A 26,341-nucleotide genomic window follows, 5' to 3' on the forward strand; every position below is an offset into this window, starting at 1 on the left:
GATGAGGTCTATTCTTTTATATTATCGATTTTTATTGCGATTGCCTTTATTTCTTCCAATAGATGCTGCTGTACTTCCAAGTGCTGCTTTGGGGTCAATTCCGGGTGCTCATCATGATGATGCTCATGATTATGGCCTGAATGGTCATGTTCTTCCTCAAAACCGGGCACTTCTACCAGTTGCTCGTCCCATGCATCAAGCGAATGGCTGATGGACTGTAAATCCTTTGTATACGTTTTAACGAACAAGGAATCCGTATTGGCCTTTAGCTGAGCTATTTGATCCTGCGTCATATGACGAATTTCCATGGCTTCCTTATGAAGTTCGAATGCCCGTTGCAGGTCTTCATTCATTTGCTTTTTATCACCACAGGCAGACGATAGTGCCAGTATTCCAAACATGAGAACAAGAATTTTACATGGATGTACTAGGCATTTTCTTGGTATCATTTCGTTTCGTATTTATTGTTTTAACAGCACCCTGCTATGTCTACATACCCGAGTTGCATCATTTTTCACCCAAGACCACTATCATTTTCACTAATGCAATATTGTTGCAAATATAAGAGGTATTACAATAAATGCAACACAGTTGCATTTAATTAAGCCGAGTTAGTCTTAAAAAAGAGGGGCAAAGCATGCGTAAAGTTGAGGATGCGTACTAAGAATACTAAAAAAAGTACGGTTTATGAAGTTTATTGTTATTTTAGAATCTGTAAAGGGTTTGGACAAAATTGGGAAATAACAATTCGACGTTCAGACCTCAGTAGCAACTAAATTATTATTACCTAACTAAAAAATGACTAGAAATTCCCTTTTTATTTTACTGATAGCGCTGCTCATCGGTGTTTCCTGCAAGACCGACAAAAACAATAAATTCCAGATTTCACGTTCCAAGGAACTGGCCATTAAGAACAAGGTTCATAATCAATTACTTGATATAGAAAAAGAGCAGGGTTGGGAATTGCTTTTTGATGGTAAAACCCTTAATGGGTGGCATCTATACAATAAACCGGATTCTACCCGATTTTCTGCATGGGAAGTACGGGAGGGCCATATTTTTTGTAATGCCACCGATGAAGCCAAAATCTTTGGGGATTTGGTGACCGATAAAGAATTTGAAAACTACGAGCTGGTATTTGATTGGCAAATGGCAATCAGGGGAAACGGAGGCGTTTTTATCAATGTACAGGAGTTACCGGAATACAAGGCTACCTACCAGACAGGGCCTGAATACCAACTACTGGATCCCGAACATATGGATACTAAAACCCCTATGAAACGGCCAGGTTGTCTGTGGGGATTATCACCTCAACTCAACCAAGTAGAGGCCAAACCTACTGGGCAATGGAATACCGCAAGAATTATTCAACAAGAGGGGAAGATTCAATTCTACCTCAATGGTGCGCTTACCGCTGAAGAAGACTTAACATCAAGAGATTGGATTACCAAAATTAACGCATCGGGTTTTAAGGACGCACCCGGTTTTGGTAAGGCTACCAAAGGAAAGATTGCGCTACAGAACTGGTATTTTGAGGCTTGGTTCCGTAATGTAAAAATCCGTGAGCTATAATAAAAGTATAACGGACCATATAGCCCGCCAGTTCCATTTAAATGGCATTGAGGATGGCTTGAACTTTAGTTGCGGCTGAATAACAAAGGACCGGTAGAGCTTTTGAAGAAGGAGCGTGCCTAAGCAGTGGTCCAGTTTGTACTACACTATCTATTGAAGTTTCTTTTTCAACCGTTCTTTCATGGCAATCTTATCTTCCTCAGAAAGTGAAAATAACTCGATACGTTCACACAAAGATGTAAGCTTACCATTCTTTTCGGAGAATTCAGCGCACTCCTTACAAAACAACAAATACACTTTAAGTTGCAGTACTTCCCACCAAGTAGCTTCTCCATATTGGGTTTTGGTACAAATCTGCTTTGCCTTTTCCAGAGATATTTTCATACGTCTAAAACCATTCTGTAGGGCCAATGCCAGTTCTTCATTTTTAACAGCTTCATCTTCACCCTTGCTAAAAAGGGGTCTGCGATGTGCTCTTCCGACCGGTCGTCCTTGCCTCAGTCGGTAGAATAGCCAATCCTTACTGCCGCCTTGCTTTTTTTGAGTTTATCTTGCAGCAAGGGCCAATGACCTTTCTTTCTAAAACGGCAATCGACCAAGTCTTTTTGGCTGCTTCCTTATAGTTTTGGAAGATTTAAGTCGCCTAATGAACGTTTCTTTCGCCCAAAGATATAGTCACCCCACAAAGGTTCAACAAAAGTATGACCAATTCCCAGAAAACCGAAATTTTATTCATCGGTTATTATTTAAGTAATAAAATGACAAGCCATGAATAAACACCTATTGCACGGCCCGCTTGTCCTGAGTGAAGACAAAGGATAGGAGATGAGTGTAATGCCAGCCCGTTTATATGCCTTTTTGGTATACAGAAAGGTGTGTGGCATGTAAATTGCTCCAAATTTTCAATTTACTTATTTAAATTCATGACTCGCTTCCAATACCTGACCATGGTTTCCCTTAGGTGCAAAGTAGTGTTCTCGCGCTCGTTTATGCGGTGAGACCGCATGGGGTAGGACATCATATCAAACATTTTGTTGTGGGTAATAAGTTCGTTGGCCAGTCGTTCAAAACTCTGATAGTGTACATTGTCATCGGCCGTTCCATGGATAATCATGAGATTCCCTTTTAAATTTTTTGCATGGGTTATGGGCGAACCCGCTATATAATTCGCTTCATTGTCTTCCAATAGGCCCATATATCGCTCTTGATAAATGTTGTCATACAGTCTTTGATCGGCCACAAAGGCCACCGCCAATCCCGAATTGTAGATTTCTGGATATCTGAACAAGCAATTCATGGTCATTTGACCGCCCCCGCTCCAGCCCCAAATACCCACTCTATCGGTATCAATAAAAGGGTAGGTTTTGAACAGTTGTTGGGCCGCAGCCACTTGATCCTGCGCCGCTAAAATTCCGATTTGGCCATAAATGGATTTACGCCAATCCCGCCCCCTGGGTGTCTTGGTGCCTCGGTTATCGATACTGACCACAACATAGCCTTGTTGGGCCAGATAATGATGCCATAAATCCCCACCTTGCCAAGCATCCTGAACCGTAGACCCAGCAGGTTCCCCATAGATATAAAATATGATGGGGTATTTATTTTCCAATTCAAAATTAACGGGCTTGATCATCCAAGCATCCAATATCACTTCGCCTATATCCAATTTAATGAACTCCTTGGGTGTTAACCCTAGTGCATTGACTTTATCTGCCAAAGTTGCATTGTCCTCCAGGACTCGGATGGGTTTGTGTTTCTGCAAATTGATCAAGGAGATGATTTGGGGCGTCGTTGCATTTTGAAACGTATGAACGGCGTATTGGGCATCCGCAGAAATTTGATAGGCATGTTGCCCCGATTGATCGTTTGGACTAACCCGTTCCGGGGCACTGCTGCCATCAATCTTACTTCGATACAAATAGCGTTGGGTATAATTATCGGGCGAAGCGATGTAATACACATAGCCTCCTTTTGGGTCGATACAATTGATCCGAACCACGTCCATATTTCCTTGGGTAATGGTACTCCATTGTTGCCCATCACGAGATACTTTGTACAAGTGCAACCAACCATCCTTTTCGCTGGTCCAGGTGAAGAATTTCCTGTTCTCCAGCCACATAATATTGTCATGTATATCCAACCAGGCATTGTCCACGTCAGTGAAAATCGTGCGGAGTTCCATGCTTTTGGTATCCCCGATCCAAACCGTATTGGAATTCTGCCTCCTATTCAATTGTTGAATCATTACTTCATTGGAATCGGGAATAAAATCCATCCTGGCCAAATAGTTGTTTGTGGAGTCGCCGGGAATAGCAAACCATTGGGTAGCGCCACCATCGGCATTTACAACCCCCACTTTTACCTCGGAATTTTTGGTCCCTACTTTGGGATAGGGCAGCGGGATCGGCTTGGAATAAATGGAGTCCACATTATTGATCATATAGAACGTCCCGATGTTCTTGGTGTTGGACTGCCAATAGGCGATTTGTTCCCCATCCGGACTCCATCGAAAACCATCCCTGCACGACAGTTCTTCCTCGTAGACCCAATCAAAAGTGCCATTGATAATCGATTCATTGCCGTCAAATGTAATTTGGGTCGTTTTACCGGATTCCAGATCATCCACATAAATATTGTTCTTACTCACGTAGCCAACCCTTGAGGCGTCCGGTGAAAATTTGGCGAACATCAGGGAACTGGGTTCCATGGATTTCCCCAGTTGTTTTAGCGCACCCGATGCCAAATCCAAAACCCAATAATCCCCTCGGGTATGGTAGCGCCAAACTTTTCGGGTATTGGTGAAAAGCAACAATTTTGAATTGTCCAATGACCATTCGTAATTCCGAATGGACAAGGGCGCGGATGCCCCAGTCGGTATTAACTTTCCCGCCGACACCAATACCGACCTTTTTCCTGATCTAGCCTCATAGCGTATGATATCGTTTCCCCCAAATTCCGAGTTTTCCTCCAAGGTAGAATAGCCGGTATTGTCCTTCATCCAGCGCACGGGCCCATATCCCTTGGTAGCATAGGTGCCGTGGGTGTACATATCTTCAAGTTTTAGGGTTTCCTGTGAAGGAGAAGAAAATGTAAGGAGTAAAAAAATTGAGAGGAATAGACCGGGCTTCATTGTTCCAATTATTGGTTGTACCCCAAATTAACCAAAAAATGGGGAAACGCTACCGACCTCTAATTTTTCATCGCAATACAAACGCATAAAAGATGAGACGAAAAGAGACAATAATATCTTTAGCTTCGCTCCATCCTCAATATTACAAATGCCTCATCGTCACTACCATCTCCATCAACGTCGTATTCTACTGGTCCGGTGATGGTGAACACTCCGTTATTCAAAGAGCCTTGTATAGTTTCTGGATCATTGGGAGCATCATCATATCTCACTGTAAACAATCCTGCGCAGAACGCCAAATCCCCAGTGGTCGATTCGCTCGATGCACCGTTTTCCGTAATAAGCAAGGTAAATGCACCGTTGGACTGAACATTGAGCGTCGCCGTCCCGCCTTCTGCAACAACATCAATTTGTTGTGACGTTCCAGGAATGTCAAAATTGGCCTGTGTTGCGGTCCAGTTTCCGGCTACATCCGATATTGAAAAATTAGGTCCGTCAAGGGAACAGTCAGAAAAATTAATCCCCCCTTCCTCATCCTCATCACTGCTACAGGACATCATTGAAAAACCTGAGGCAAATAAGAACGATATCAACAACATGTTTTTGACCATCGATTGCTTAAAAAGATTTTTATCCATCAGTCCTTAAGATACAAAAAAAAATATAAAACACTGTATTTTAATAGTTTAAATGCTATATAGAGGGTGCCTTATGATGAAGGTATCCCAAAAACTGTCGATACCTCTAGTGGGTCAAAGATCCATAAATGTGCCTAATTGGTCACCGGACGGCAAGTATATTGCATTAAAGCTTTAGAAAATGGGGTGAAACCATGTCAAGTAGGTGCGGAGTCGCCAAACATGATCTCTATAGTGTTTGACTTTGTGTTAAAAAAGTGAATACCGGGCAATCCAGGATGGTTATAAAATCATTTGGAATCATTAAAAAACTTATATGGGCTGGAAGCAGCCATAACTATTTTAAAATATCTGTCCCCAACAACTTCATATCTAAATCATACCAGGTCCTTTTGACAGGCATTATCGTTCCGTTTACGTTCTTGCTTCCTTCGTTATACACGATTTCCCCGCCACTATCATCTTTTTTAACGAACTTAAAGCCCGCCAAATAAAAAGAGCCTTTGTCGATGTAAAAGTCCCAATTTTCTTTTTCATAATCAATGTGGATCACATACACCGGCACCTTATTGATCAATGCTTCTTTATAGGCTTCCTTTACCTGGATTCCGGGATCGAAGAACTTGGCATGCATCCCCCAAATGTAAGGATAGAACTTTGAGGCCCATTCATAGTCCTCACAGCTGGAATTGTCGTTATGTGCGATACAAGTATCCTGCCGGAATTCCAAGTGTACTTCGCGAAACAGATTATGATACTCAAACGTATTGGCCTTGTTATCGATTTTTAGATGGATACGCTCCGTGTTATTATCGCTAAAAATGCTTTTACTTTCCAGTTCCAAGGCTACCACCTTATCATACCAGCGACCCTTCGCATCATGATATTCCTGGCACTTCAGGGCGATTTCCTTACTGGTTAAGGGCTTGGAAGTACAGGAAATCACTAAAAAAACGAATAGGAACAGATAGCCTTTATATTTCATAAGTTGAGATAGCAAGAAGAAGGTCAAATGTACTATTAATGTTCAATATGACCACATTTCACTGTACCGAGAGTTGTGTCCAAGGTGGCAACCAAGGCGATATAGACCCGCAAGCCGGGTGAAGAATGCGTGATTAAAAAAACGATAAATTTTCTTTGAATTCCCCTAAAATCAAAGCGAAATACAACCTTGCCTGTGATTATGGTACACCATTTGATGGTTTACCTGATGTACCAAAACCAATCCAATGAGTGAAATGTTCAAAAGGCCAATGCTAGTGGTCATTCTTCTTTGCGCTATCCATCCTTTAACCGCACAGAAAAAATCGTTCCAGGAGGGATACATTATTGCACTGAACGGGGATACCATCCCAGGGCTCGTTAAGGATCGATCGCCAGAACCCTTTGTTTCCCTGTACAACAAGATTCGTTTTAGGGAAGCGGGCAGGTCCCGTACCAAGAAGTATGGGCCCAACGATATTTTGGGGTACGGGTATCAGGGGCAACATTTTCTATCCATGCTGTTCCGGGAAGAAAGTACTTTCTTTAAGTTCCGATATTATACGGATGAGGCGGCACCACACGTATTTTTGAAGGTAATCCACCAATCGGAGGGGCTCATCTATTTTGAATATCTTTTTGTTCATGATGACAATTCCTATCTGGATGCCTTTCCTTTATTTTACAGGCCCGGAGACCCGGAAATGGTTCGGGTGACCCAAGGCCTTTTTGGGTTTAAAAAGAAACAGCTCGCGGCCTATTTTCCCAATTGTCCGGCACTGACCAAGGCACTTTACGAGGATACTCCATCCCTTAGAACGGTTCCCGAGCTTTATGCGTTTTGCTTGGCATATTGTGTTCCATAAATAACTGGAAAACAAAAAGAAAATGAAGTTAACGAATACCCCATTGTCATCCCAACCCCATACTTTATTATTATATAGTACGTTACATTATATAGAACGCGGATGTACTTGGTGTCTGTGGTCATGTTGGGGGTGAACATGATTACCACTACACTAGCTAGTAAAAGCGCTCCAAATAATTTAAAATGGAATACTATGACCCCAATCACCTCAAATCCGTTTTCCGAGATAACTTTCAAACCAAAGCACACCTATACCACAACGCTATGGGTTGGGTTGTTATTTTTGTCCCTGCTGTTGGGCTGTAACAACTCGGAGGATCCCGAGTCGCCCGAAGAAGGAATAAATCCGGGCGATGAAATTGTGGATTTGGAAGGAGTTGCCCTCACCTATAGAAATCAATGTGGTGGTTGCCATGGACAGGACCTGGGCTCCTTTGTGGAACGCGAATGGACTTATGGCAATTCCCTGGAAGAGGTGATACAATCCATAACGGATGGGTATGCCAACAATGGTATGCCCGCCTACGGATCGGCTTTGGGTGCTCAGGAAATCGAGGAACTGACCAATTATATCCTTACCGAGATCGATGGAAAGACCAAAGCGATGTTGGAGGCGGAAAACCCCGATTTGTCCGGTTTGATCGCATCCGATGACCTGACCTTCCGATTGGAGACCCAAACCGATGATATTCCCGGCATTCCTTGGGGGTTGGAACAATTGCCCAATGGCGAAATTTTGGTAACCGAGCGCGGCGGGAGGCTGTTTTTGATAGGGAACAATAAGCAATTGACGGAAGTTACCGGTGTCCCCAATGTGGCTTCGCAAGGGCAGGGGGGCTTGTTGGACGTGCTCATACATCCCGATTTTGAAAACAATGCATTCGTTTATCTGTCCTATTCCCGGGTCAACCCCAGTAATTCCTCTGAACGCTCTACTGCGGTGGCAAGGGCCAGGCTACAGGGGAACAACCTGGTTGAGGTGGAGAACATCTTTACGGCACTGCCGTATATCAATAGTGGCCAACATTTTGGATCACGACTGGTATTCGACAACAATGGCTACTTATATATTTCCGTAGGTGATCGAGGAAACCGGGATGCGTATCCTCAGGATTTGGAAAATTCCCACGGAAAAATACACCGTATCCATGACGACGGCGAAATTCCGACCGACAACCCTTTTTACAGTACTCCGGGGGCGGTCAGTTCCATTTTCACCTACGGTACGCGCAATCCCCAAGGTATGGACCTGCACCCGGAAACCGGAACGGTTTGGGAAGGCGAGCATGGGCCCCAGGGCGGTGACGAAATCAATATTTTGGAAGCAGGGAAGAACTACGGTTGGCCCGTGATTTCATACGGTGTCAATTATGATGGAAGCTCATTTACGGACCTTACGGAATTGAACGGTATGGAACAGCCCGTATATCACTGGACCCCTTCTATTGCGCCCTGTGGCATGACCTTTGTGTCCAGCGATTTTTACGGAAATTGGAAAAATGACCTGTTCGTCGGTTCCCTTAAATTCGAATACCTTCATCGTTTAAAGATGAACGGTAACGCGGTCGTTGGCCATGAAACGCTATTGGATGGGATAGGCCGGGTACGTGACGCACAAATGGGTACAGATGGTTATCTATATGTTTTGGTAGAGGGGCCCGGCAGATTAATACGCCTGGTGCCCGAGCAATAGTACCCCACTTTATTTTGGGTTAGATACCGTGTTTTGTAACTGACCCAACCTTTGACAAGTTTTGCCCTTATAGTTTGGGGATTTTCTTCCTTACTGTAAAACTTCACTATTCAAATTTGTTCTGAATCAATGCCAATATGTCATCCTTCTTGGTTTTAGTTTCAACCACTAGCTAAATCCTAAATACAAAATGTACCATAATCTGGTAGAGACAGACAAGTCGTACAGCGGGGTGGGGGAATGCACAGCACATCAAAGCCCCCATAACTATTGGAGGGGAAGTTGAGCGCATGGAATGAATTGAAGGCCAAAAAATTCAATTTTGGGACAATTCGTACACGTTTTGTAGCCACTGGCACAAAACCGGCTTTATGATTCAGAAGAATAACTACTTTTAAAATACTCATAACCAATTAATTAACGCTGGTTTATTTCTCCTGTGGGATGGCATCATGGGACAAACGACTATGCTTTAAATCTAAAACTATAAAATATGGCTTGTAGGGAAGTTTCAACTTGGATAACGGAAAACATACTGACGCCCGTTTCACGTTTCATTACAGAAGCTCGGGAAGTCTGCGAAGAAATTGGTCAATGGGTAGAGGAAGAAGTATGGCAACCTGTTGAAGAATGGGCGAGTAGGGAAGAACGAAGATGCAGGGAACAAGACTGTAATTGGTGGTGTGCGTGTTGCAATAAATGGTTTTGTTGGATTGTGACCGTGGTTGTCAAAATCGTAACCTGGGTCGTGGTCACCGTTTTAAAATGGGTCGTAACCATTGTTTGTCAGGTAGTAACCCATATTATAGGTATCGTTGTAGAATTGGTACTTAAGGTCATACATAGATTGGTAACTTTTATCGTGTGTCTTTTTACCGATCCAATACAAGCATTTAAAACCTTATGGGATTTATGGAACGATATTGTGGACACCATAGAGGATATCATTGATTTTGTAGGTGTACTGCTTGAAGATCTTAAAGGGATACTCAAAGACATTGGCAAACTTTTGGATAGTCTAGGACGTTCCTTTTGCATTTTCGGTGATGCTATTTGCGCTTTATTTACTGCTATTTTTGGATTCTTAAGTGGCATACTAAATTGGTTGGAGGATATTGTGGATATTATATCCGAAACCCTGGAGGGTATCAAAGATCTAATTGCAGGTATTTTAACATTGAACTGGTGCAGAATCCAAGGAGCGCTGCGAATACTAAATATCCTAAGACTTATAACTTCAGTGACTCGATTACCGGGACAGCTTTTTTATGTTGGCCCTAAAGAACTGCTCCAGGATAGGGACCTTGAGCGCATCATCGACGAAGCCCTTGTAGCGGTATTTTCCGAAGACCCGGAGCGCCTGAGTCGTTCCAGAAGAAGGGCTCGCTTAGGAGGCTATCCCATTGGGGTTCCAATGACTATGGATCCATGGAGGTTGGCCATCAGAAGTACTGAATTTTTAAGAGGGCTTCACACAGAAGGTGTCCTGAACCTGCATGCTTTGGCCGGCAGGATATCGGATTGCAGTGGCGAATTTATTTATGGGGCTTTTCATGGGGAGGTCGTTTATACAGGCACATCAACAAAGGTCTCACAAAGTGATATTGATGATTTTATTAGTTTAGGCCCTGATGCTGTACCCTCATTTACAGTATATCCCATAAAATTGGAAACTTTTAGGGACTACTTGAAATTGGCCAGGCGAAAAGGCTTTCAAATAGGATTGAATTTCACATGGCCATCAATAAAAGAGGTAGTCGTAAATACAAGTGAATTTGTCCCCTTGCAATCTGACGTAGGTGACGATACTTCACAGCGTAACCTGTTTCGTCTGATAGGAAGACCTGATACCAATGAAGATCTAAGTACGGTACCCACTGTAGCCGTATTTGGGTATCGGGACCTAAGTTTGAATGGACTTACCTCATGGTTCCGTCCCAGATTGGAAGAATTCAGCCCGTCCGGAGTCACCTTTAGAACTCGCTTCCCCGAAGTCGCACTACGTTTTGTACCTATCCATGAAATAGGTCACTATTATGGACTTAACCATGAGGGTCATGACAATCCATCCTATATTATGTGGGTGCCTCCAATGGGGGGTATTGGTTCGGGTGTGCCGGAATTTCTGTTTTTATCCGGAGAGGCCAATTTTACCCTTGACAATGCAAGAGATACATGGGATTACATTACAACCACGCAACAAGCACGTGATACCATTCTCCCTTAAAAGCAAACAAAATGATCTACTCAATTAAGGATAGGAATAGTATACGTCAATTAAAGCTGGATAAAAGCATAAAAAGACGATTCAGGAAAATTCAGTTGGACGATTCGTTTGGTAAGGATGAAAAGTTTGTACGAAAACTAAACAAACACTTTTTTGCGTGCGGTTGTCAAGAAGGAGCATTTTTAGTCACTTTGACCTTATTTGTATTGATTTTTTTGTTTTTATATTCTGAGCCTTCCTATTTAAAAAAATGGTGGGGAATTCCAGTATCCTTAATTATAGCAGCAATTACGGGCAAGCTAATAGGTATATTGAATTCCAGGTTTCAATTACGCAGAATGCTGGAGAAATTGGAGACCATGTGACTACGTCAACTAAAAGTGTACTATTATGATAATAAATCAAGAGACACTTTTGACATGGAAAAAACAAGGGAAATCGAACAATACTTAAGGTGGAAGTTCAAACTAAGGGTGCTGGAATTCGCAAAGGACTATGGAAAGGTCAAGGAAACCTGTGAAATGTTCAATGTTAGCAGGAGCAGTTATTTTAATTGGAAAAGAAAGTATGAGAAAGATGGCGCGGAGGGTCTTTTAAGGAAAAGAAGAGGGATTGATACCTACCCAAATAGAATCGATCAAAAGACTGTTGATCTTATATTGAACCTTAGAAAGGAGCACAAACTTGGCACATGGCGTATCAAATGGTATTTGGAAAGATATCATGACATCAATGTTTCCGAATCAAGTGTCTTTAGAACCTTGAAAAGGAATGGCATAAAACCACTCAAGCGTAACGTTACCAGAAAGGCAATGGGACCGAAACGGTATGCCAAGGAAACCCCGGGGCACCATGTTCAAGTGGATGTCAAGTTCTTGATATTCAATACCGTCGAGGGGAAAAAGATAAAACGTTACCAGTACACGGCAATCGATGATTGTACACGTATCAGGGCATTGAAAGTATATGAAAGGCACAACCAATCAAGTCCCATTGACTGTATGGATTATGTGGTAAGTAAGTTCCCGTTCCGAATCCATACCGTCCAGACCGACAACGGGCACGAGTTCCAATCCAAGTTCAACTGGCATGTAAAGGACCTTGGCATGGAGCATCGCTATATAAAGCCTGGAAGGCCACAGCTCAACGGAAAGGTGGAACGGTCGCACCTCACGGACAAAAAGGAGTTCTATCAGCTAATGGACTACTCTGACGACGTGGATTTGAAAAAGAAAATAAAGCAATGGGAAGACTTTTATAACTTTGATAGACCACATGGTGCATTCAAGGGAAAGACACCCTATGAGATTTTAATGTATCACTTAAAAAAATGAGAGTTTAGTGCCATTTTAGCTGAAGTAGCACAGTAGCTCGCTTTAACATTATATCAAATAGACTTCAAAAAAAGTTTGTTTGGAACGCCTAGGGGTAGCAAGTGTTTAGAAATTTACGCTCCGCTAAATTTTAAACTTTTGCGGCAAGCAGACGTTAAGGTCATGAAAAATTTATTGACTAGAAGATTCTCATATTTCGAAAGTTTAATAAAATCTAAAAGGTTTTGCTTTTTTGGCGTTGGCAAGCGGCTGGGAATTGCGTATAAAATAAATTGCCAAAAGCAATTTGATTTTATGAAAGCAATCGAGCGTTTGGCAGCGGCAATTTTACATAACGGCTAATTATGAGTACAAATAATTTAGCCACGCGCTAGCGTACCGTTTTCTGGTTAATGACCCTGTTCAAAATTCTAATGGACATAATTCAGCTGAGGGATATTTGATATAATATATAATTATGACTTACGAATATGGATAAGCCTTTCAGTAAAACGGCTTTGACATAATATCGGTAACGATATAATTCGCTTACGCGAGCTTATATCTGATATTATTTCAAATACGCTGTATACGCCGTTTTACACCATAAGCATATTTGTATCATAATGTACAGTGTTATGTAACTTGAGCTTTGGTAAAAGCGAAAGTTTGTACCACACTTCCTGAAAAAATTTCTTCTAAAAACTCTCTTTAGAAAGGTAATGGAACACTTTTTACACGACCCGAAAGGGTAGGGGAATGGGTGTGGAATGGAAAGAATAACATCTGGTTTTTTTGGAGACAGAATGACAGTATTTGGAATTGGTACAATAATTGAACTATTTAGGGCGGCCTTATGGCGGAAATGGTAGACGCGTCCGATTTGGAATCGGATACTTCTTAGAAGTGTAGGGGTTCGAATCCCCTTAGGGAAAATAATCTCCTATTTTATGGAGTCAATATATTTAAGTGACGATGTTTTGTCGTCACTTTTTTTATACTCTATAAGTCCCATGTCAGTACTCATGAAAAATGTGGCAGTGAAAAACTGACAAAGAGTCATTTCAATTCGATTTGCCTTATTAATTTTTCCATTTTCAATTTCGGTATAGTTTATGACAACTAAAAAGTATTATGGCTGGGACAAGACCGGCGGATACGTTTTATGTTAAGTGCACATTTGTGTTCCACGCGCAGAATTTCGGCTGACGCGTGAAGTGTGATTCCAATTTCACAAATCTGCAACCATGTTCTTACAAGTTTCATGGCCAGTAGAATAGTGAAGGGAGTTACCTTAAGTTCAACTTCTGTTATTGCTGTCATATTGCACGGTTCTATCAAAGTTACGAACTTCATTCTATCAAAGAGTGGCGTTGTGTATTGCGAAAGCAAGAAGCAACATCAGGATTGTATCTACCAATTAAGGTAAGCCACGACCAGCCATATTTTTTTACTATGGTTGAAGATTGGTTGAAATTTAAAAAATATCCCCACATTGGACATCCCTTAACAAAAAGGAGGGACAGTGGTTGGATAATTAATTATGTTACCAATCCAGACAAAATCACCAATCATAAATTTGTACCTCTCCTTCACAGAACATTAAATCAACGCAAGTATAGACCTGCTAAAAATGCTATAAAAAACGAATATGGCAAGAGGCAGCGGACGGTAGGTGAAAAAAAGCAACGTCATATATTTTTTTCATCTCATTTGGATTCCATTATTTATAGTTACTACAGTCATTTGCTTACCATTGCTTATGAAGATTACTTAGAAGACAAACCTTACTCTTCTGTTGCTGTCGCATACCGAAAAATTCCTATTAAAAATGGAAAAAGTGGAAATAAGTCCAACATAGAATTTGCATTCGAAGCTCTAAATTTTATTGAAGAAAATAAACACCGAAAGCTTTCTATAATCGTGGCGGATGTCACTTCCTTTTTTGACAATTTAGACCATCGCTTATTACACGCTCAATGGAAGCGAGTTTTAGAAGTCAATAATATGCCGGAAGATCATTATGCAGTTTATAAAAATTTGATTGCAAAGAATTATGTCAATGAAAACGAACTTTTTAATCGGTTCCAGCACAAACTAATGATAGAACGATTTAAGCCACATGATACTTCACAAACCGAACTAAAAAGAAAAAAGGTCAGCAAAATCTACAACATGCGGCACGAAAAAGTGGTTGCATTCTGCACTACTGAAGAATTTTTTGATGAAGCCACTGATCTTATTCGCTATGACAAGCCTCTAAGTTCTAGAAGTAGGAGTGAACTCGGAAAAACTAAACTCAAAGGTATTCCACAAGGTACTCCAATAAGTGCTACTTTGGCTAACATCTACATGTTAGATTTTGACGAAAAGGTTAATAACGCCGTAATTGACTCTTCAAAAAAAGCTTACTACCAAAGGTACAGTGATGATCTTATCATAATTTGTGATCGAGAGGATGAAGAATACTTTTACGGTTTGATACAAAATGAAATTGAAGTTAAAGCGAAGCTCGACATTCAACGTAAAAAGACCAACATATACCATTATGAGTTAAATGAGACTGGCGAATTTATGGGTGGGATAGTTGAAAATGGAAAATTGAACCAAAATAAACAATTGGAATATTTGGGTTTCAGCTATGATGGAGAAAAAGTCAGGGTTAAAACGGCTGGTTTTTCTAAATTTTATCGCACCATGAAAAGGTCTTTTAGACGTGGTGCCCATTTTGCCAAAAAAGCCCATATTCCATCAAATTCATTATTTGAAACACGTTTGTATAAAAGATTTACCCATGTCGGTTCAAAACGTCGTCTAAAGTGGGTGCCTGATCCCGGTAGTCCTACAGGTTATAGCCGTTCTGTGCATTATGACTGGGGTAATTTCATCAGTTATTTAAATAAAGCAAACGAAGTAATGAAAGAAATCAATGGAGATGATACAATTAAAAGGCAATACCGCAAAGTATGGTCGAAATTCCATGAGGTAAAGGAAAATACTTATCAAGAATTGGGTAAAGTCAAGGTTTCAAAAAAGGCGGCCAGAAGAAAATGCGGGTCGGCGAGGGCGTGAATTTGTGGCTAACACAAAGAGCGATTGCCCTCGGATTTGTGTTAAGGCACGAAGTGCCTAAATAGCAAAGCTATTGAGACACAAAGGGCGCTTGGAAGCATATTTTCTTCTTGAATTTTTGTTTCTTTTGTTTCAAGACAAAAGAAAAGAAAGAATAACAACAAGTTTCAATCCTAATTGACATAATGCTATGAGTGCTTACAAAAAAAGTCAGCTCAGAGAGAGTAGGTGCTCATAATGAGGACAATTAATAAATTCTCTGCTCCGAACTTAAGAGTTATTCCATTCAATATCGAGCCTACCTAAATTCAAAGACTCTTTGCAATTAATATTAATTTAGATTAAACTATATGGCCATTAAGTTGTTCAATTAATTCGAAAGGTATTTTATGAATTTGACCATAAATAATGTTATCAAAATGTTTTTGGTATTTCTAGTGCCAGCCTTTTCAATCGTTAATGGTCAAATTCCCAAAAATCTTATTCAGGGAAACATTGAAAATCTTTTTGTAAAGGAGGCAGAAGATTTTGTTTATTATTTGGGTAGCACAGGCAGAAAATTAGTGATTAATAATACAACTGTCGTAGAAAATAGTGATGCCCAATATCGATTATTCATTTCAAAAATTAACAAAAACAATTTTGAGGTAGAGCGAAGCTGGCAGTTCGAGAGCGCGAGAGGCTTCACCATCACGAGTTATGCCATCAACGGCCAACATCATGTAATTTCAGGCAGTTTTAATGGTCCATTTAATTTGTCCACTAGTAATATTCCAAATGAGGCAGAAGGAAGTTTTATATTTTATTTCAATGCTGCCAATGAAAGTTTAAAACTTGATTTTGTATCTCGGGATAATATTGTAATAGACAATATTTCGATTTTCCAAGATGATAGAATATTGTTAACAGGAATTGGCAAAGCATCTGAAGCTGAAATTTTAGGACAAAAACTAAATAATCCGGAAAATGACCTTTTCTCGTTTCTAGTTGAAATAGATTTCGATTTTACAATCCTCTCCAGCCAAGTTATACCTAATTTGGTCATTCATGATGCAATTTTTTTAGATGAAGATAGAAGGGTATATGTAGGCACTTCGTACAACACTACTTCCCAATCTGGATCTTCAATTTTAATTCGAGAAAATGAAATGGTAGTCGCTCAAATTAACAGATTCGGCAACATTGGTTGGAGTAGAAAATTAAGTGGGAAAAGTTCATGCTCCAAAATGACCGCAAAGTTGTTGTTTGATGATGTACATGAGGTTTTATTGATAGGTGGTTACTATTGTGGCGAATCTGACGAAATACCTTTAGGATATTACCATGGTTTCTTATCAAGAATTCTTCCGACTGGTGAATTAGCTTGGTTTAAACGGGTTAATAATATGCCATTCAGTACTACATCCGTCGACTTGTTACGAAAGGATGAATCAACATATGAAATGAGGATGTTCCATCAGGGTGATATGATTGTAAGTGGGTATGAATTCCCTAAATCAGACGCTAGCTGGATGAGTTTTCATTTCAGTAAGGATGCAGTTTTAAAGAACATTGTTACTAGGAAGGATAGTTGGTATTCTCAGGCGCATCAAAATATCATGATTAATAAAGAATTTGAAAATAAAGATTATATAAACTATAAAGTTTCCATGATGGGTAATTCAGTGGATTCCCCTATTGATGGTCAATATATAAGACCAAATGAAATCAACAGCGGATATTTTCTTGTCTTTTCAGTAAAAGGAGTTGATGGTTTTGGTCATGCTGGTGTAATATTGGTGAAATCGGAAGAAAGCCAAAGTACCATCCTAAACTCACATTTACTTCTATCAAAAAATAGCGAGAGTGGTTATAATGCCTCTTACGGAATCATTGATACGGGTGATGCGGTTTTTGATATTGAAAATTATAGACTGGGATTGCGATATGAAAGGAATTCATTGCCGGAAGAATTAAAGTCCAATATCTTAACCAGCAACTCGACGAGATATATATTGGAGATTCTCGAAAGTGAAGTGGAAGCTTTAGAAGGTTGGATTAATACCCAAAATGAGTTGGAAAGTGGAAAGATGTTAGATATTGTCAATAGTTCTTATTCAGACAAACAACTTTTTTATGCAGAGTTAGAAAAGGATTTTATTGAACTCGGCACGATATTAGACTTTGACTTTACATCCAAAGGAGAGAGTCTTTTACCCAGAAGATTACATTCAATCTTAAGGGAAGAGTTTTTTTCTCAACAACTAGTAAGTTTAAATTCAGATGCTTTTAGTTATCAATACAACTTATTGTTAGAAACTATTCCAAATGATGGAAATCTAATTCATGAATACAAAAATGGTGAAATAGTCCTCTCAAACGGACAGCTATTTAATTACAAAGTATATGATGGTGCCGTTAAAGAAGGTAAACCTAATGGAATAGGGGAATTGGATTTTGAAATGGCAAACCATCCCTACTACCGCCAATTTAACCTAAAATACAAAGGGGAATTTAAGAATGGGCTTTTTGAAGGAAAAGGAGTGGTATATCAAGATACTCTAAAGTTATTCGAGGGTGTTTTTGAAAAGGGTAAATTAAAGACAGGATGGGAGCATAAATATTATTATCGTAATAACCGAGAAATTTCAAGATGTCAAATTTTAAATGGCAAAAAGGAGGGCTCATGCTACTATTTTTTTCCACTTTTAAGTACAGATGCAATCAGTCGAATTCAACAATACAAAAACGGTATTCCAGAAGGCGCGTCATATACCTTCTATCCATTATCCCAAAAAATAAAAACTTACGAGTTTTATAAACATGGCATTAAAGAGGGAGAAACAATTAGTTATTTCTATGACGGAAAAGTATATAACTCCCAAGAGGATGTTTACAAGGATGTAAGAACATCAATACGAAAAGAGGTAATTAATGATACCGTAAATCATTATTATGCAGATTACGATCCTGAAGGTCACGGAAATCTTTTATTTTATACTACAGATTATGTTGATTGGAATAATTTAGAGTTGACACCAAAATTCGAAAACATTACCTATGAAGATAGAATATTTTCTTATTCCAACGGAAACAAACACACCGTCAAAAATGAACTTTCTGTTGTTCAATTTTACAATGGGGACGTTTTGATAAGTAATTATGGTTTCAATGATGAGTTATTTTTTACATCTATGAGTATGGGTGGCGTAATTCCAGCTAAAAATCATGGAAAAAAAGAAAATTTTTATGGTCCTTATAAGCTTTACTTGGCAGATAATAGTGTCTTAACAGGGAAATTTGAAAATGGAATTATTGATGGCAAAGCTTCGTATTTGACGCCAAGGGGAGAAGTACAACAAGTTACAGTAAAGGATGGTAAATGGAATTGGACTTTCCAGGAAAGAGAAAGAAGTAGTAATTTTTTCAAAGGGGGAGTCCAATTTTTAACCCATGCGACATTAGATTTAATTAATGGACTCGGAGAAGGGATATGTAATATCCTAGGTAAGGACGTAGAGGAGGGAGAAGATTGTAATCTTGGTGGCGCTGAAGTAGATCAAGATGGCAATGTGACTTTAATCGATTCTGAAGGTAATGCCGTACCCAAGGATCCCAATGCCAACTCTAATATTCATATTTATGTAAGTTATGAATATACTGAGTTCGATGATGAATTGATTTTTGATGGAACTAAAAAGTTCATTGAGGAAGCTAAAGGTAATACCACAGCTGTTTATGGTAAACCCTGGCCAGGGATGCAAAGAGGTGAATCAATCTATCCCCCGAACGGTACTGGACAAATCAGATTTGACGGCGGAGGTAGTGGAGATTTTTTATCACGACGAAAAAATAGCAAGACCGGAAAGAGATATAAGCATAAGGGAATAGACTATAAAATGAATGAGGGTGACCCTGTGATTGCTCCGGTTTCAGGCGAAGTTGATAGAATATCACCAGCTTATACAACTAATAATAATGGTTTAACTGCTATTGTGATAAAAAATGCTGGTTATGAAGCCAAGGTTTTATACGTGAAACCATCTTCAAACATAAAGAAGGGTTCAAAAGTTGTGCAGGGTGTTACGGTATTGGGAACTGTCCAAGATATTAACGTTAAGCATTCAAAAGACACAACGGATCATATACATATTGAGTTAATTGATGACGAAGGTAGAATTATTCCCCCGAACGGTATTTATCCTCTTCAGTGACTAAAATAATCCTTGGTTCAAGAACTCTTTCTAGGTATTCTATAGATTCGGATCTAATGTAAGAATACGACCAGGTTTAAATTATATCAGTCAAATAGACTCTAAAAATGTTTGTTTGGTACACATGGAATAGCAAGTGCTTAGAAATTTATGCTTCGCTAAATTTTAAGCTTTTGCGGCAAGCTGACGAAAAGCCCTTGAAATTTTTCTTTTCAAAATTCACAAGTAAACCAAAGGTTTCAATAAGAACGAAAAGCTAAGCTTTTAATGGCGCTGGCCAAGTTGTAGCCTTCCCTAAAAATAGGACAGTTTAAAATTCGAAAATAGTAACTTTAAATTTTAACTGTCAGATGAAAAAAAGCAAGTTTACCGAGAGCCAGATTATCAAGGCACTCAAAGAGAACGAACAGGGCCGCAAGGTCGGGGACATATCCCGTGAGATGGGCATCGATACCAGCACCTTTTATTATTGGAGAAAGAAGTATGGTGGCATGGAAGTGGCCCATATGAAGCGCCTTAAAGAGCTTGAGGAGGAGAACCGCAAGCTTAAGCAGATGTACGCCGACGTAAGTCTGGACGTCCGCATGCTCAAGGACGTGCTGTCAAAAAAGTTCTAGGGCCTTCCGACAAGAAGCACCGCGCGAAATACCTACAAGAGGCCTATTCGGTAAGCGTATCACGTTCCTGTCAGGTTCTGGAACTTGCCCGTTCGATGTGGTACCACCACAACAGGAAGGATGACACGGAAGTTGTCGGAGCGTTATCCAGACTGGCGGAAGAACTGCCCACCAGGGGCTTTGAGGTGTATTACAAGCGGCTTCGTCGCGAAGGCCATAAATGGAACCGCAAACGGGTCTTGCGGGTATATAGGTCGATGAACCTGAAACTCAGGCGCAAACACAAGAAACGTTTGCCCGCAAGGACAAAGAACCCATTGGAGGCCCCGATGGATCTCAATGAGGTGTGGAGCATGGACTTTATGGCCGATGTGCTGTCCGATGGCAGGAAGATCAGGGTGTTCAATGTAATGGACGATTGCAACCGTGAGGTGCTTGCCATGGATGTGGGGCTGAACTACCCGGCAAAAAAAGTGGTGGAGACATTAAGCCATTTGGAGGAAGAAATGGGCCTTCCCAAAACGATCCGTTGCGATAACGGTCCGGAGTTCATTTCCAAGACCTTGGCCGATTGGTGCAAGAAGAAAAGAATCGAGCTCAGGTTCATCCAACCGGGAAAGCCCGTACAGAACGCATTTATGGAACGATTGAACCGACATTATCGCGAAGATGTACTCGATGCATATTGGTTCAATGACCTGCACCAGATAAGGACATTGACCAACGAATGGATGGAGAACTACAATACAAAGCACCCGCACTCGGCATTGGACGATATGCCACCAAGGGAATACAAAGACCGTTTCGGGGAAGAATTCTTCCCCGAAACCAACATAATTAATGAAAAATTATTGAATTTAGAGTTGTCCTAAAAAGGGTAAGGCTACAAAGTGGCTGAGAATTGCGTATAAAAATAAATGCAAGGGCATTTACCTTTTATGAAAGCAATGTGCTGTTGGCCGAGCGGCTATTTTACATAACGGCAAATTATAGATACAAATGATAGCTCGTGCGCAGTACACCGCTTAAAAAGGTTTCTTGTATACCGGCAAACGAATGTTTAAAGTGTGCAGAATGATTGTGCGGTATTTGACATAATATAAATATAGCCTACGAATGCGGTTTGGAAATAACCATTATCAGCAAATTGCTTTGACATAAAATCGGTATCGTTATAGCACTAAAGCGCTAGAACTGATTTTATATCAAATAGCACAGCTATACGCAATTTGCTACCCATAAGCATTTGTACTATAATTTATATTATGTCAAATAGAATTTTATTTGTATGTACTATTTTAATAATACCCCCTATTATTCGTACACTTTATCGAAAAAAAAGAAACAAAACAAAAACTTATATTCAAATTGCACCACATTATGGTAAACGCCATGAAAAAGAACATTTAAGAATTAACTAAAACGTAACGAATGAAAAAAGCCCCTTTTCTAGTAATCGCGGTGGTATTTGCCTTGATTACCAGCTGCAAAAAAGATGATGTATCCAGTGTAATCCTTCAAAGTACGGAGTATAGATTACAGGCCGTTGGACCTAATGGCATTACCGGAACGGTGACGTTTACCGAAGATAGTGACGGCAAGACGGAAGTCTTGGTGGAACTGGAAGACGGTTCTTCCGTAGCCGTACACCCGGCCTATATTCGATTCAATACTGCTGAAGAAGGTGGAGCCATCGCCTTAACGCTAAATCCTTGTGAGTGTAAAGTCAGTACAACTACCGTCTCAAAACTCGATGTAGGAACCTCAATTTCCTATGAGGGCCTATTGCAATTGGACGGACATGTGAGTATCCACAACACTCCGGAGGATTATACGGTAATTTCCGCAGCCAATATCGGTGTAAACGCCAACTAGGAAACTAAAAAAGTCTAAACACCAAAAACCTGATTGTTCATTTCAATCAGGTTTTTTTATGGTCTTCCAAATTCGTAGTTTACCTCAATAACTCCGCAACCCCTGCATATAATCCTCTACGCCACGCTGCAATTCATTGAATGCTAAAAACTGTTGCCGTACGCGGTCTACAAAATCAACCGTATGTTTTTTTCGTTCCCTTAGGGATACTATAATTTCCTTATTGGTATTACTTAAGGTGTCCAAGCCATTCTTTAAGTCCTCCATGCGTTCAAACAAGCTATAGGTCTTGGGCTCACAGATATAGGAGTTCAATTTGTTGCGTAACTGACCCACATCTTGCTGACTACGTTCCAACTTTAATACCAAAGCGTTTTTTTCATGGTGGCCTTGGCCCGGTGTTCTGTAGTCATCTTTGAGGTTTTCCATAGGATACGGATTTAGGGGGTTATAGCCAATATCGTACAACTCAATTAAAGTTAGAAAAAAAACATATCCCTAATCGACCGAAAATCAGACTTTAACGTTTTTTTAGAATAAACTTTAAGTTTAGTTTAAATAACCTCCATTTGATTTTCATTTGGCTTCTCTTTATCTTTCCACTGAACCTAAATTGTATTTCATGAACATCCATTTTGAGTATCATGATGTCCAGGCTAGTCCCCGACTGGAAGAACTGGCATCCAAAAAACTAAATAAATTATTGGACAAATACGATTTCATCGTTCGGGCCGATGTATTTTTTAAGACGGAAAACACCTCGGAGCCAGATACTGGTAAGATTTGTAATATTCGTTTAAGCGCTCCCGGTCCCCGACTTTTTGCAGAGGCTAGCCATGCTTCCTTTGAAGCTTCTATCTCGGAATCCGTGGACGATCTACGGCGCCAACTACGAAAACGCAAGGAAAAAATGAAATCGCGTTAAATAGCGCTAAAGAGAGGTATCCCCTAATCCTCTACTTCATCTACAAATTCAATATTGGACAAGGTTTTGGACAATCGGTGGGAAAATGGATTGTTACGAAGGTCCTTTAGCAATGCTTTGCGCTTACGTTCGGAAATATCCAAGGAGTCCAGAATTGTCATTTTTCGGCGCATTTCGGCAATCCTCAATTGTTTCAGTGCCAACCGCTCCTCTACCGACTTAATCAGCTGAGGTTCGAAACGTTCCATATAAGTCCGTTCGGTTATGGTCGATTCCTCCCTTTCAGAATTTTGGGCTTTAGTAGTTTGCACACCAAAAAACAAGGTAGCCAACCCAAGGGTACAATTCGCTAATTTCTTCATTTCAAAATCAAATACTGTTCTATCTTCAAAATACAATCTTTTTGGCACACTATGGGAATTTTGGACCATTCACAACGCTATATCGATTTTTGCCTTCTTTTTATCGACTCAAATTATTGGTTAACTTTGGCACACTTCATGAAACATTTATGATATGAAATCCAAATGGATTGTTTTTTTGGTATGGGCACTTTTACCATCGCCCCTTGTCCTTGCCCAAGATGAAATTTCCAACGCGGAGATTACCTTTACTTTTGTTTCCAAGGATGTAGATGGAAGTATCTCTGGTTTTAGATCCTCCTCCACTATCGATCTGGATAACCCATCCAACTCAGAATTCAAGGGCGCCGTAAGTGTGGAGACCTTAAAGACCGGGAACTTTCTCCGGGATTGGTCCTTAAAAGGCAAAAAATATTTCAATGCGGACGACTATCCGAAAATAAGCTTTGCCAGTACCTCCGTGACCACTACGGATACTGGATTTAAGGTCACCGGCGACCTGACCCTAAAAGGAAAAAGTAAACCGATTACCATAGATTTCACCCGAAAGGCCGACCAAGTAAGAGGTACCACTACCCTATTTTCATCTGACTTCGGAATCAACGTCAAAAAGGAAAGGAAGGACAATGAAGTAATCGTGAATTTCCTTTTGACACTCCAATAAATAGTTTAAAATCTTTCATGTACCCCTTGCCATCAAAAAAATGGATTGTTAACTTGGCGCCATAAAAATTGGCTATGTGGATATGGGTGCTATTTATTGCTTTGGTCATCGTGTTCCTGGCCCTGGACCTCGGGGTGTTCCATAGAAACGAGCATGTAATACGTAGCAAGGAAGCGGGAATGTGGACCGCACTTTGGGTGTCCATAGCCTTGGGTTTTAGTGGGGTCATTTATTGGTTGTTCTCCAGTGGATTGGTGGAAAACCCCACGGGATTAACGCCTAATACCGCCGTTCTTAAGTACGTTACGGGTTACCTCATAGAACTTTCCCTAAGCATTGATAACGTATTTGTTATCGCGGTGATCTTTACCACATTTAACATTCCCCCACTCTACCAGCACCGGGTACTCTTTTGGGGTATTTTGGGTGCCATTGTTTTTAGGGGATTGATGATCGTTTTTGGGGTAGCCTTGATCAATAAATTCGATTGGATAATTTATGTATTTGGGGCATTTCTGCTCTACACGGCCTTTAAGATGCTAAAATCCGATGATTCCGAATTCGATCCGCAAAAATCCTTCATGTTTCGGCAGCTTAAAAAGCTTTACCCCATAACCACGACCCTTAACGGGCACGATTTTTTTGTAAAACGCATGGGGGTCACGGCCGCCACTCCCTTATTCGTGGCCTTGGTCATCATTGAGGTGACCGATGTTCTTTTCGCCTTGGACAGTATTCCCGCTATCTTGGCCATTACTGCGGACCCTTTCATTGTCTTCAGCTCCAATATCCTGGCCATTTTAGGCCTACGCTCCATGTATTTTTTAATTTCCCGGATGTTGCAAAAGTTTCGCTTTATAAATTACAGCCTGGTGGTCATCTTGGCTTTTGTAGGGTTTAAGATGCTTTTCGCCCACCAGATCGAACTGCCGGAATGGGTGTCTTTGACCGTAATATCGGTCTCCCTCATTGCAGGAATTGTGGCTTCCTTGGTCATACCGGAAAAAAAGAAAGGACCCGAAAACGTATAGCGCAATCTTAGGGAACCGTTACCCAGGCTTGTTCCTTATTACTTGCAATAATGGCTTCAGCCAGTACCAATTCCCGCAGTCCATCGCCAAAACTTGGAAACTTCCATTCAGGTGGGGGTATGCCCGTTCGGATGGCGTTGTAGACTTCGGAAAACAATTGCTTTGAAGTATCGGCAAAGCCTTCGTTATGACCTCCGGGAAAGGCGGTAATCTTACTGGCCTCCACATGGAATAAACTTGGGTCGCGTAACAACAGGCCGTTAGTTTCGTCCCGTTTTCCTATCCAAAGCTCATTGGGTTTTTCGGATTCCCAGGCCAAGCTCGATTGGGAGGCCGAAATCTCCAAGGCAACCCTATTCTTTCTACCTGCCGCCACCTGGCTTACAGTTATGGACCCTTTATGGCCATTGTTAAATCGAAGTAGGACATGGGCAGTATCTTCGGTAGCTATGGGAACATCGGCATAATCCTCAGGTTTTAATAGTTTTCCGGAATAAGTTTCTATGGGAACCAGAGGTTTTTTACGGGTCTTATGCACCGTATCAAAATCGGCCATCACTGCGGTAATCTTAAGCCCTGTGATGTATTCCAAAAGGTCCATAAGATGTGAGCCTATATCGGCAACAGCCCGGGACTCACCCGATTTGTCTGGTTCCAATCTCCAATTATAGTCGGTTTCATAAAACAGCCAATCCTGAAGGTATGATCCCAAAACGGTGTGAATGGCTCCTAGCTCACCTTTTTCCCGCATCGTTTTCATTTGGCGGATCAGCGGATAGTAGCGTACATTAAACTGGACGGCATTCACGCGATGGGTACTTTTTGCCAAGGCCACCAGTTCCTCTGCCTCGGATATTTTCGTGGCCAAAGGCTTTTCACAGACCACATGTAGGCCTTGCGCCAAAGCTTTCCGGGCCATTTCATAATGTAGGAAATTTGGGGTGCAAATATGAACGCAGTCCAAACGGTCACTGCTCAAAAAGGTTTCATAATCTTGATAATACCGCTCTATGCCCAATTGTTCCGCCTTGGTTTTGACCGCGTCATTGTGATGATGTACCGAAACGACTTCGAGTCCCGGTATCCGTCGTAACGCTTCAATATGTATGGGGCCTATAAATCCTAACCCGGCAACCCCAATTCTAATTTTCTCCATGATACCGTATCAATTCGTTTG

General features: G+C 40.7%; 21 protein-coding genes. 13 read left to right on the forward strand and 8 right to left on the reverse strand.

Features of this window, described 5'->3' with window-relative positions; all coding sequences use genetic code 11:
- Positions 1–8 precede the first annotated feature (8 nt).
- Positions 9–401, reverse strand: a complete 393-nt coding sequence (locus ACP2AF_RS15660) for a hypothetical protein (RefSeq protein WP_425237089.1) — start codon at positions 399–401, stop codon at positions 9–11.
- A 397-nt stretch (positions 402–798) separates the two neighbouring features.
- Between ACP2AF_RS15660 and ACP2AF_RS15665 the strand changes: the two genes are divergently transcribed.
- On the forward strand, positions 799–1,572 hold the full coding sequence (locus tag ACP2AF_RS15665) for a 3-keto-disaccharide hydrolase (protein ID WP_425237090.1): 774 nt from the start codon (positions 799–801) through the stop codon (positions 1,570–1,572).
- A 150-nt stretch (positions 1,573–1,722) separates the two neighbouring features.
- Here ACP2AF_RS15665 and ACP2AF_RS15670 read toward each other — a convergent pair whose 3' ends face one another.
- From ACP2AF_RS15670 to ACP2AF_RS15685, 4 genes are all read right to left on the reverse strand, one after another.
- The gene (locus tag ACP2AF_RS15670; protein WP_425237091.1) at positions 1,723–1,956 is read right to left on the reverse strand and encodes a hypothetical protein; all 234 of its coding nucleotides are present in this window, start codon (positions 1,954–1,956) and stop codon (positions 1,723–1,725) included.
- 523 nt (positions 1,957–2,479) lie between these two features.
- The gene (locus ACP2AF_RS15675) at positions 2,480–4,621 is read right to left on the reverse strand and encodes a S9 family peptidase (protein ID WP_425237092.1); all 2,142 of its coding nucleotides are present in this window, start codon (positions 4,619–4,621) and stop codon (positions 2,480–2,482) included.
- A gap of 200 nt (positions 4,622–4,821) precedes the next feature.
- On the reverse strand, positions 4,822–5,295 hold the full coding sequence (locus ACP2AF_RS15680; RefSeq protein WP_425237093.1) for a hypothetical protein: 474 nt from the start codon (positions 5,293–5,295) through the stop codon (positions 4,822–4,824).
- Positions 5,296–5,677: 382 nt separating this feature from the next.
- Positions 5,678–6,325 (reverse strand): hypothetical protein, encoded by a 648-nt coding sequence (locus ACP2AF_RS15685; protein WP_425237094.1) that lies wholly within the window; start codon positions 6,323–6,325, stop codon positions 5,678–5,680.
- A gap of 247 nt (positions 6,326–6,572) precedes the next feature.
- On the opposite strand from ACP2AF_RS15685, the gene ACP2AF_RS15690 reads away from it, so the two are divergent.
- From ACP2AF_RS15690 to ACP2AF_RS15730, 9 genes are all read left to right on the forward strand, one after another.
- Positions 6,573–7,190, forward strand: a complete 618-nt coding sequence (locus ACP2AF_RS15690) for a hypothetical protein (protein ID WP_425237095.1) — start codon at positions 6,573–6,575, stop codon at positions 7,188–7,190.
- 195 nt (positions 7,191–7,385) lie between these two features.
- Positions 7,386–8,885 (forward strand): PQQ-dependent sugar dehydrogenase, encoded by a 1,500-nt coding sequence (locus ACP2AF_RS15695; RefSeq protein ID WP_425237096.1) that lies wholly within the window; start codon positions 7,386–7,388, stop codon positions 8,883–8,885.
- Positions 8,886–9,378: 493 nt separating this feature from the next.
- Positions 9,379–11,112, forward strand: coding sequence for a hypothetical protein (locus tag ACP2AF_RS15700; protein ID WP_425237097.1), 1,734 nt, complete (start codon positions 9,379–9,381; stop codon positions 11,110–11,112).
- A gap of 11 nt (positions 11,113–11,123) precedes the next feature.
- Positions 11,124–11,477, forward strand: coding sequence for a hypothetical protein (locus ACP2AF_RS15705; RefSeq protein ID WP_425237098.1), 354 nt, complete (start codon positions 11,124–11,126; stop codon positions 11,475–11,477).
- Between the two features lie 54 nt (positions 11,478–11,531).
- Complete coding sequence (locus tag ACP2AF_RS15710; RefSeq protein ID WP_425237099.1) at positions 11,532–12,446, forward strand: IS481 family transposase; 915 nt, start codon at positions 11,532–11,534, stop codon at positions 12,444–12,446.
- A gap of 1,359 nt (positions 12,447–13,805) precedes the next feature.
- Entirely contained in the window at positions 13,806–15,497 is a 1,692-nt protein-coding gene (locus ACP2AF_RS15715; protein WP_425237100.1) for a reverse transcriptase domain-containing protein, read from the forward strand.
- 389 nt (positions 15,498–15,886) lie between these two features.
- Positions 15,887–19,690 (forward strand): peptidoglycan DD-metalloendopeptidase family protein, encoded by a 3,804-nt coding sequence (locus ACP2AF_RS15720; RefSeq protein ID WP_425237101.1) that lies wholly within the window; start codon positions 15,887–15,889, stop codon positions 19,688–19,690.
- Positions 19,691–20,040: 350 nt separating this feature from the next.
- Positions 20,041–21,179 (forward strand): IS3 family transposase gene (locus tag ACP2AF_RS15725; RefSeq protein WP_425234704.1). Its coding sequence is split into 2 segments (ribosomal slippage): positions 20,041–20,302 and positions 20,302–21,179, totalling 1,140 coding nucleotides; the frame shifts between segments, so codons are not numbered across the junction.
- 559 nt (positions 21,180–21,738) lie between these two features.
- A complete protein-coding gene (locus ACP2AF_RS15730) occupies positions 21,739–22,182 on the forward strand; it encodes a hypothetical protein (RefSeq protein WP_425237102.1) in 444 nt (147 codons plus the stop codon).
- 84 nt (positions 22,183–22,266) lie between these two features.
- Here ACP2AF_RS15730 and ACP2AF_RS15735 read toward each other — a convergent pair whose 3' ends face one another.
- Complete coding sequence (locus tag ACP2AF_RS15735) at positions 22,267–22,611, reverse strand: hypothetical protein (RefSeq protein WP_425237103.1); 345 nt, start codon at positions 22,609–22,611, stop codon at positions 22,267–22,269.
- Between the two features lie 193 nt (positions 22,612–22,804).
- Between ACP2AF_RS15735 and hpf the strand changes: the two genes are divergently transcribed.
- The gene (hpf, locus tag ACP2AF_RS15740) at positions 22,805–23,107 is read left to right on the forward strand and encodes a ribosome hibernation-promoting factor, HPF/YfiA family (RefSeq protein ID WP_425237104.1); all 303 of its coding nucleotides are present in this window, start codon (positions 22,805–22,807) and stop codon (positions 23,105–23,107) included.
- Positions 23,108–23,130: 23 nt separating this feature from the next.
- On the opposite strand, the gene ACP2AF_RS15745 is transcribed toward hpf, so the two are convergent.
- The gene (locus tag ACP2AF_RS15745; protein ID WP_425237105.1) at positions 23,131–23,517 is read right to left on the reverse strand and encodes a hypothetical protein; all 387 of its coding nucleotides are present in this window, start codon (positions 23,515–23,517) and stop codon (positions 23,131–23,133) included.
- Between the two features lie 106 nt (positions 23,518–23,623).
- Between ACP2AF_RS15745 and ACP2AF_RS15750 the strand changes: the two genes are divergently transcribed.
- Entirely contained in the window at positions 23,624–24,133 is a 510-nt protein-coding gene (locus ACP2AF_RS15750) for a YceI family protein (protein WP_425237106.1), read from the forward strand.
- Positions 24,134–24,207: 74 nt separating this feature from the next.
- On the forward strand, positions 24,208–25,164 hold the full coding sequence (locus ACP2AF_RS15755) for a TerC family protein (protein WP_425237107.1): 957 nt from the start codon (positions 24,208–24,210) through the stop codon (positions 25,162–25,164).
- A 7-nt stretch (positions 25,165–25,171) separates the two neighbouring features.
- Here the strand turns inward: ACP2AF_RS15755 and ACP2AF_RS15760 are convergent, their stop codons facing one another.
- Positions 25,172–26,320 carry a Gfo/Idh/MocA family protein gene (locus ACP2AF_RS15760; RefSeq protein ID WP_425237108.1) on the reverse strand — a complete coding sequence of 383 codons (1,149 nt, stop codon included), beginning with the start codon at positions 26,318–26,320 and terminating at the stop codon, positions 25,172–25,174.
- Positions 26,321–26,341 lie beyond the last annotated feature (21 nt).

The sequence above is a fragment of the Ulvibacterium sp. genome (assembly GCF_965248315.1).
Lineage (GTDB): Bacteria > Bacteroidota > Bacteroidia > Flavobacteriales > Flavobacteriaceae > Ulvibacterium.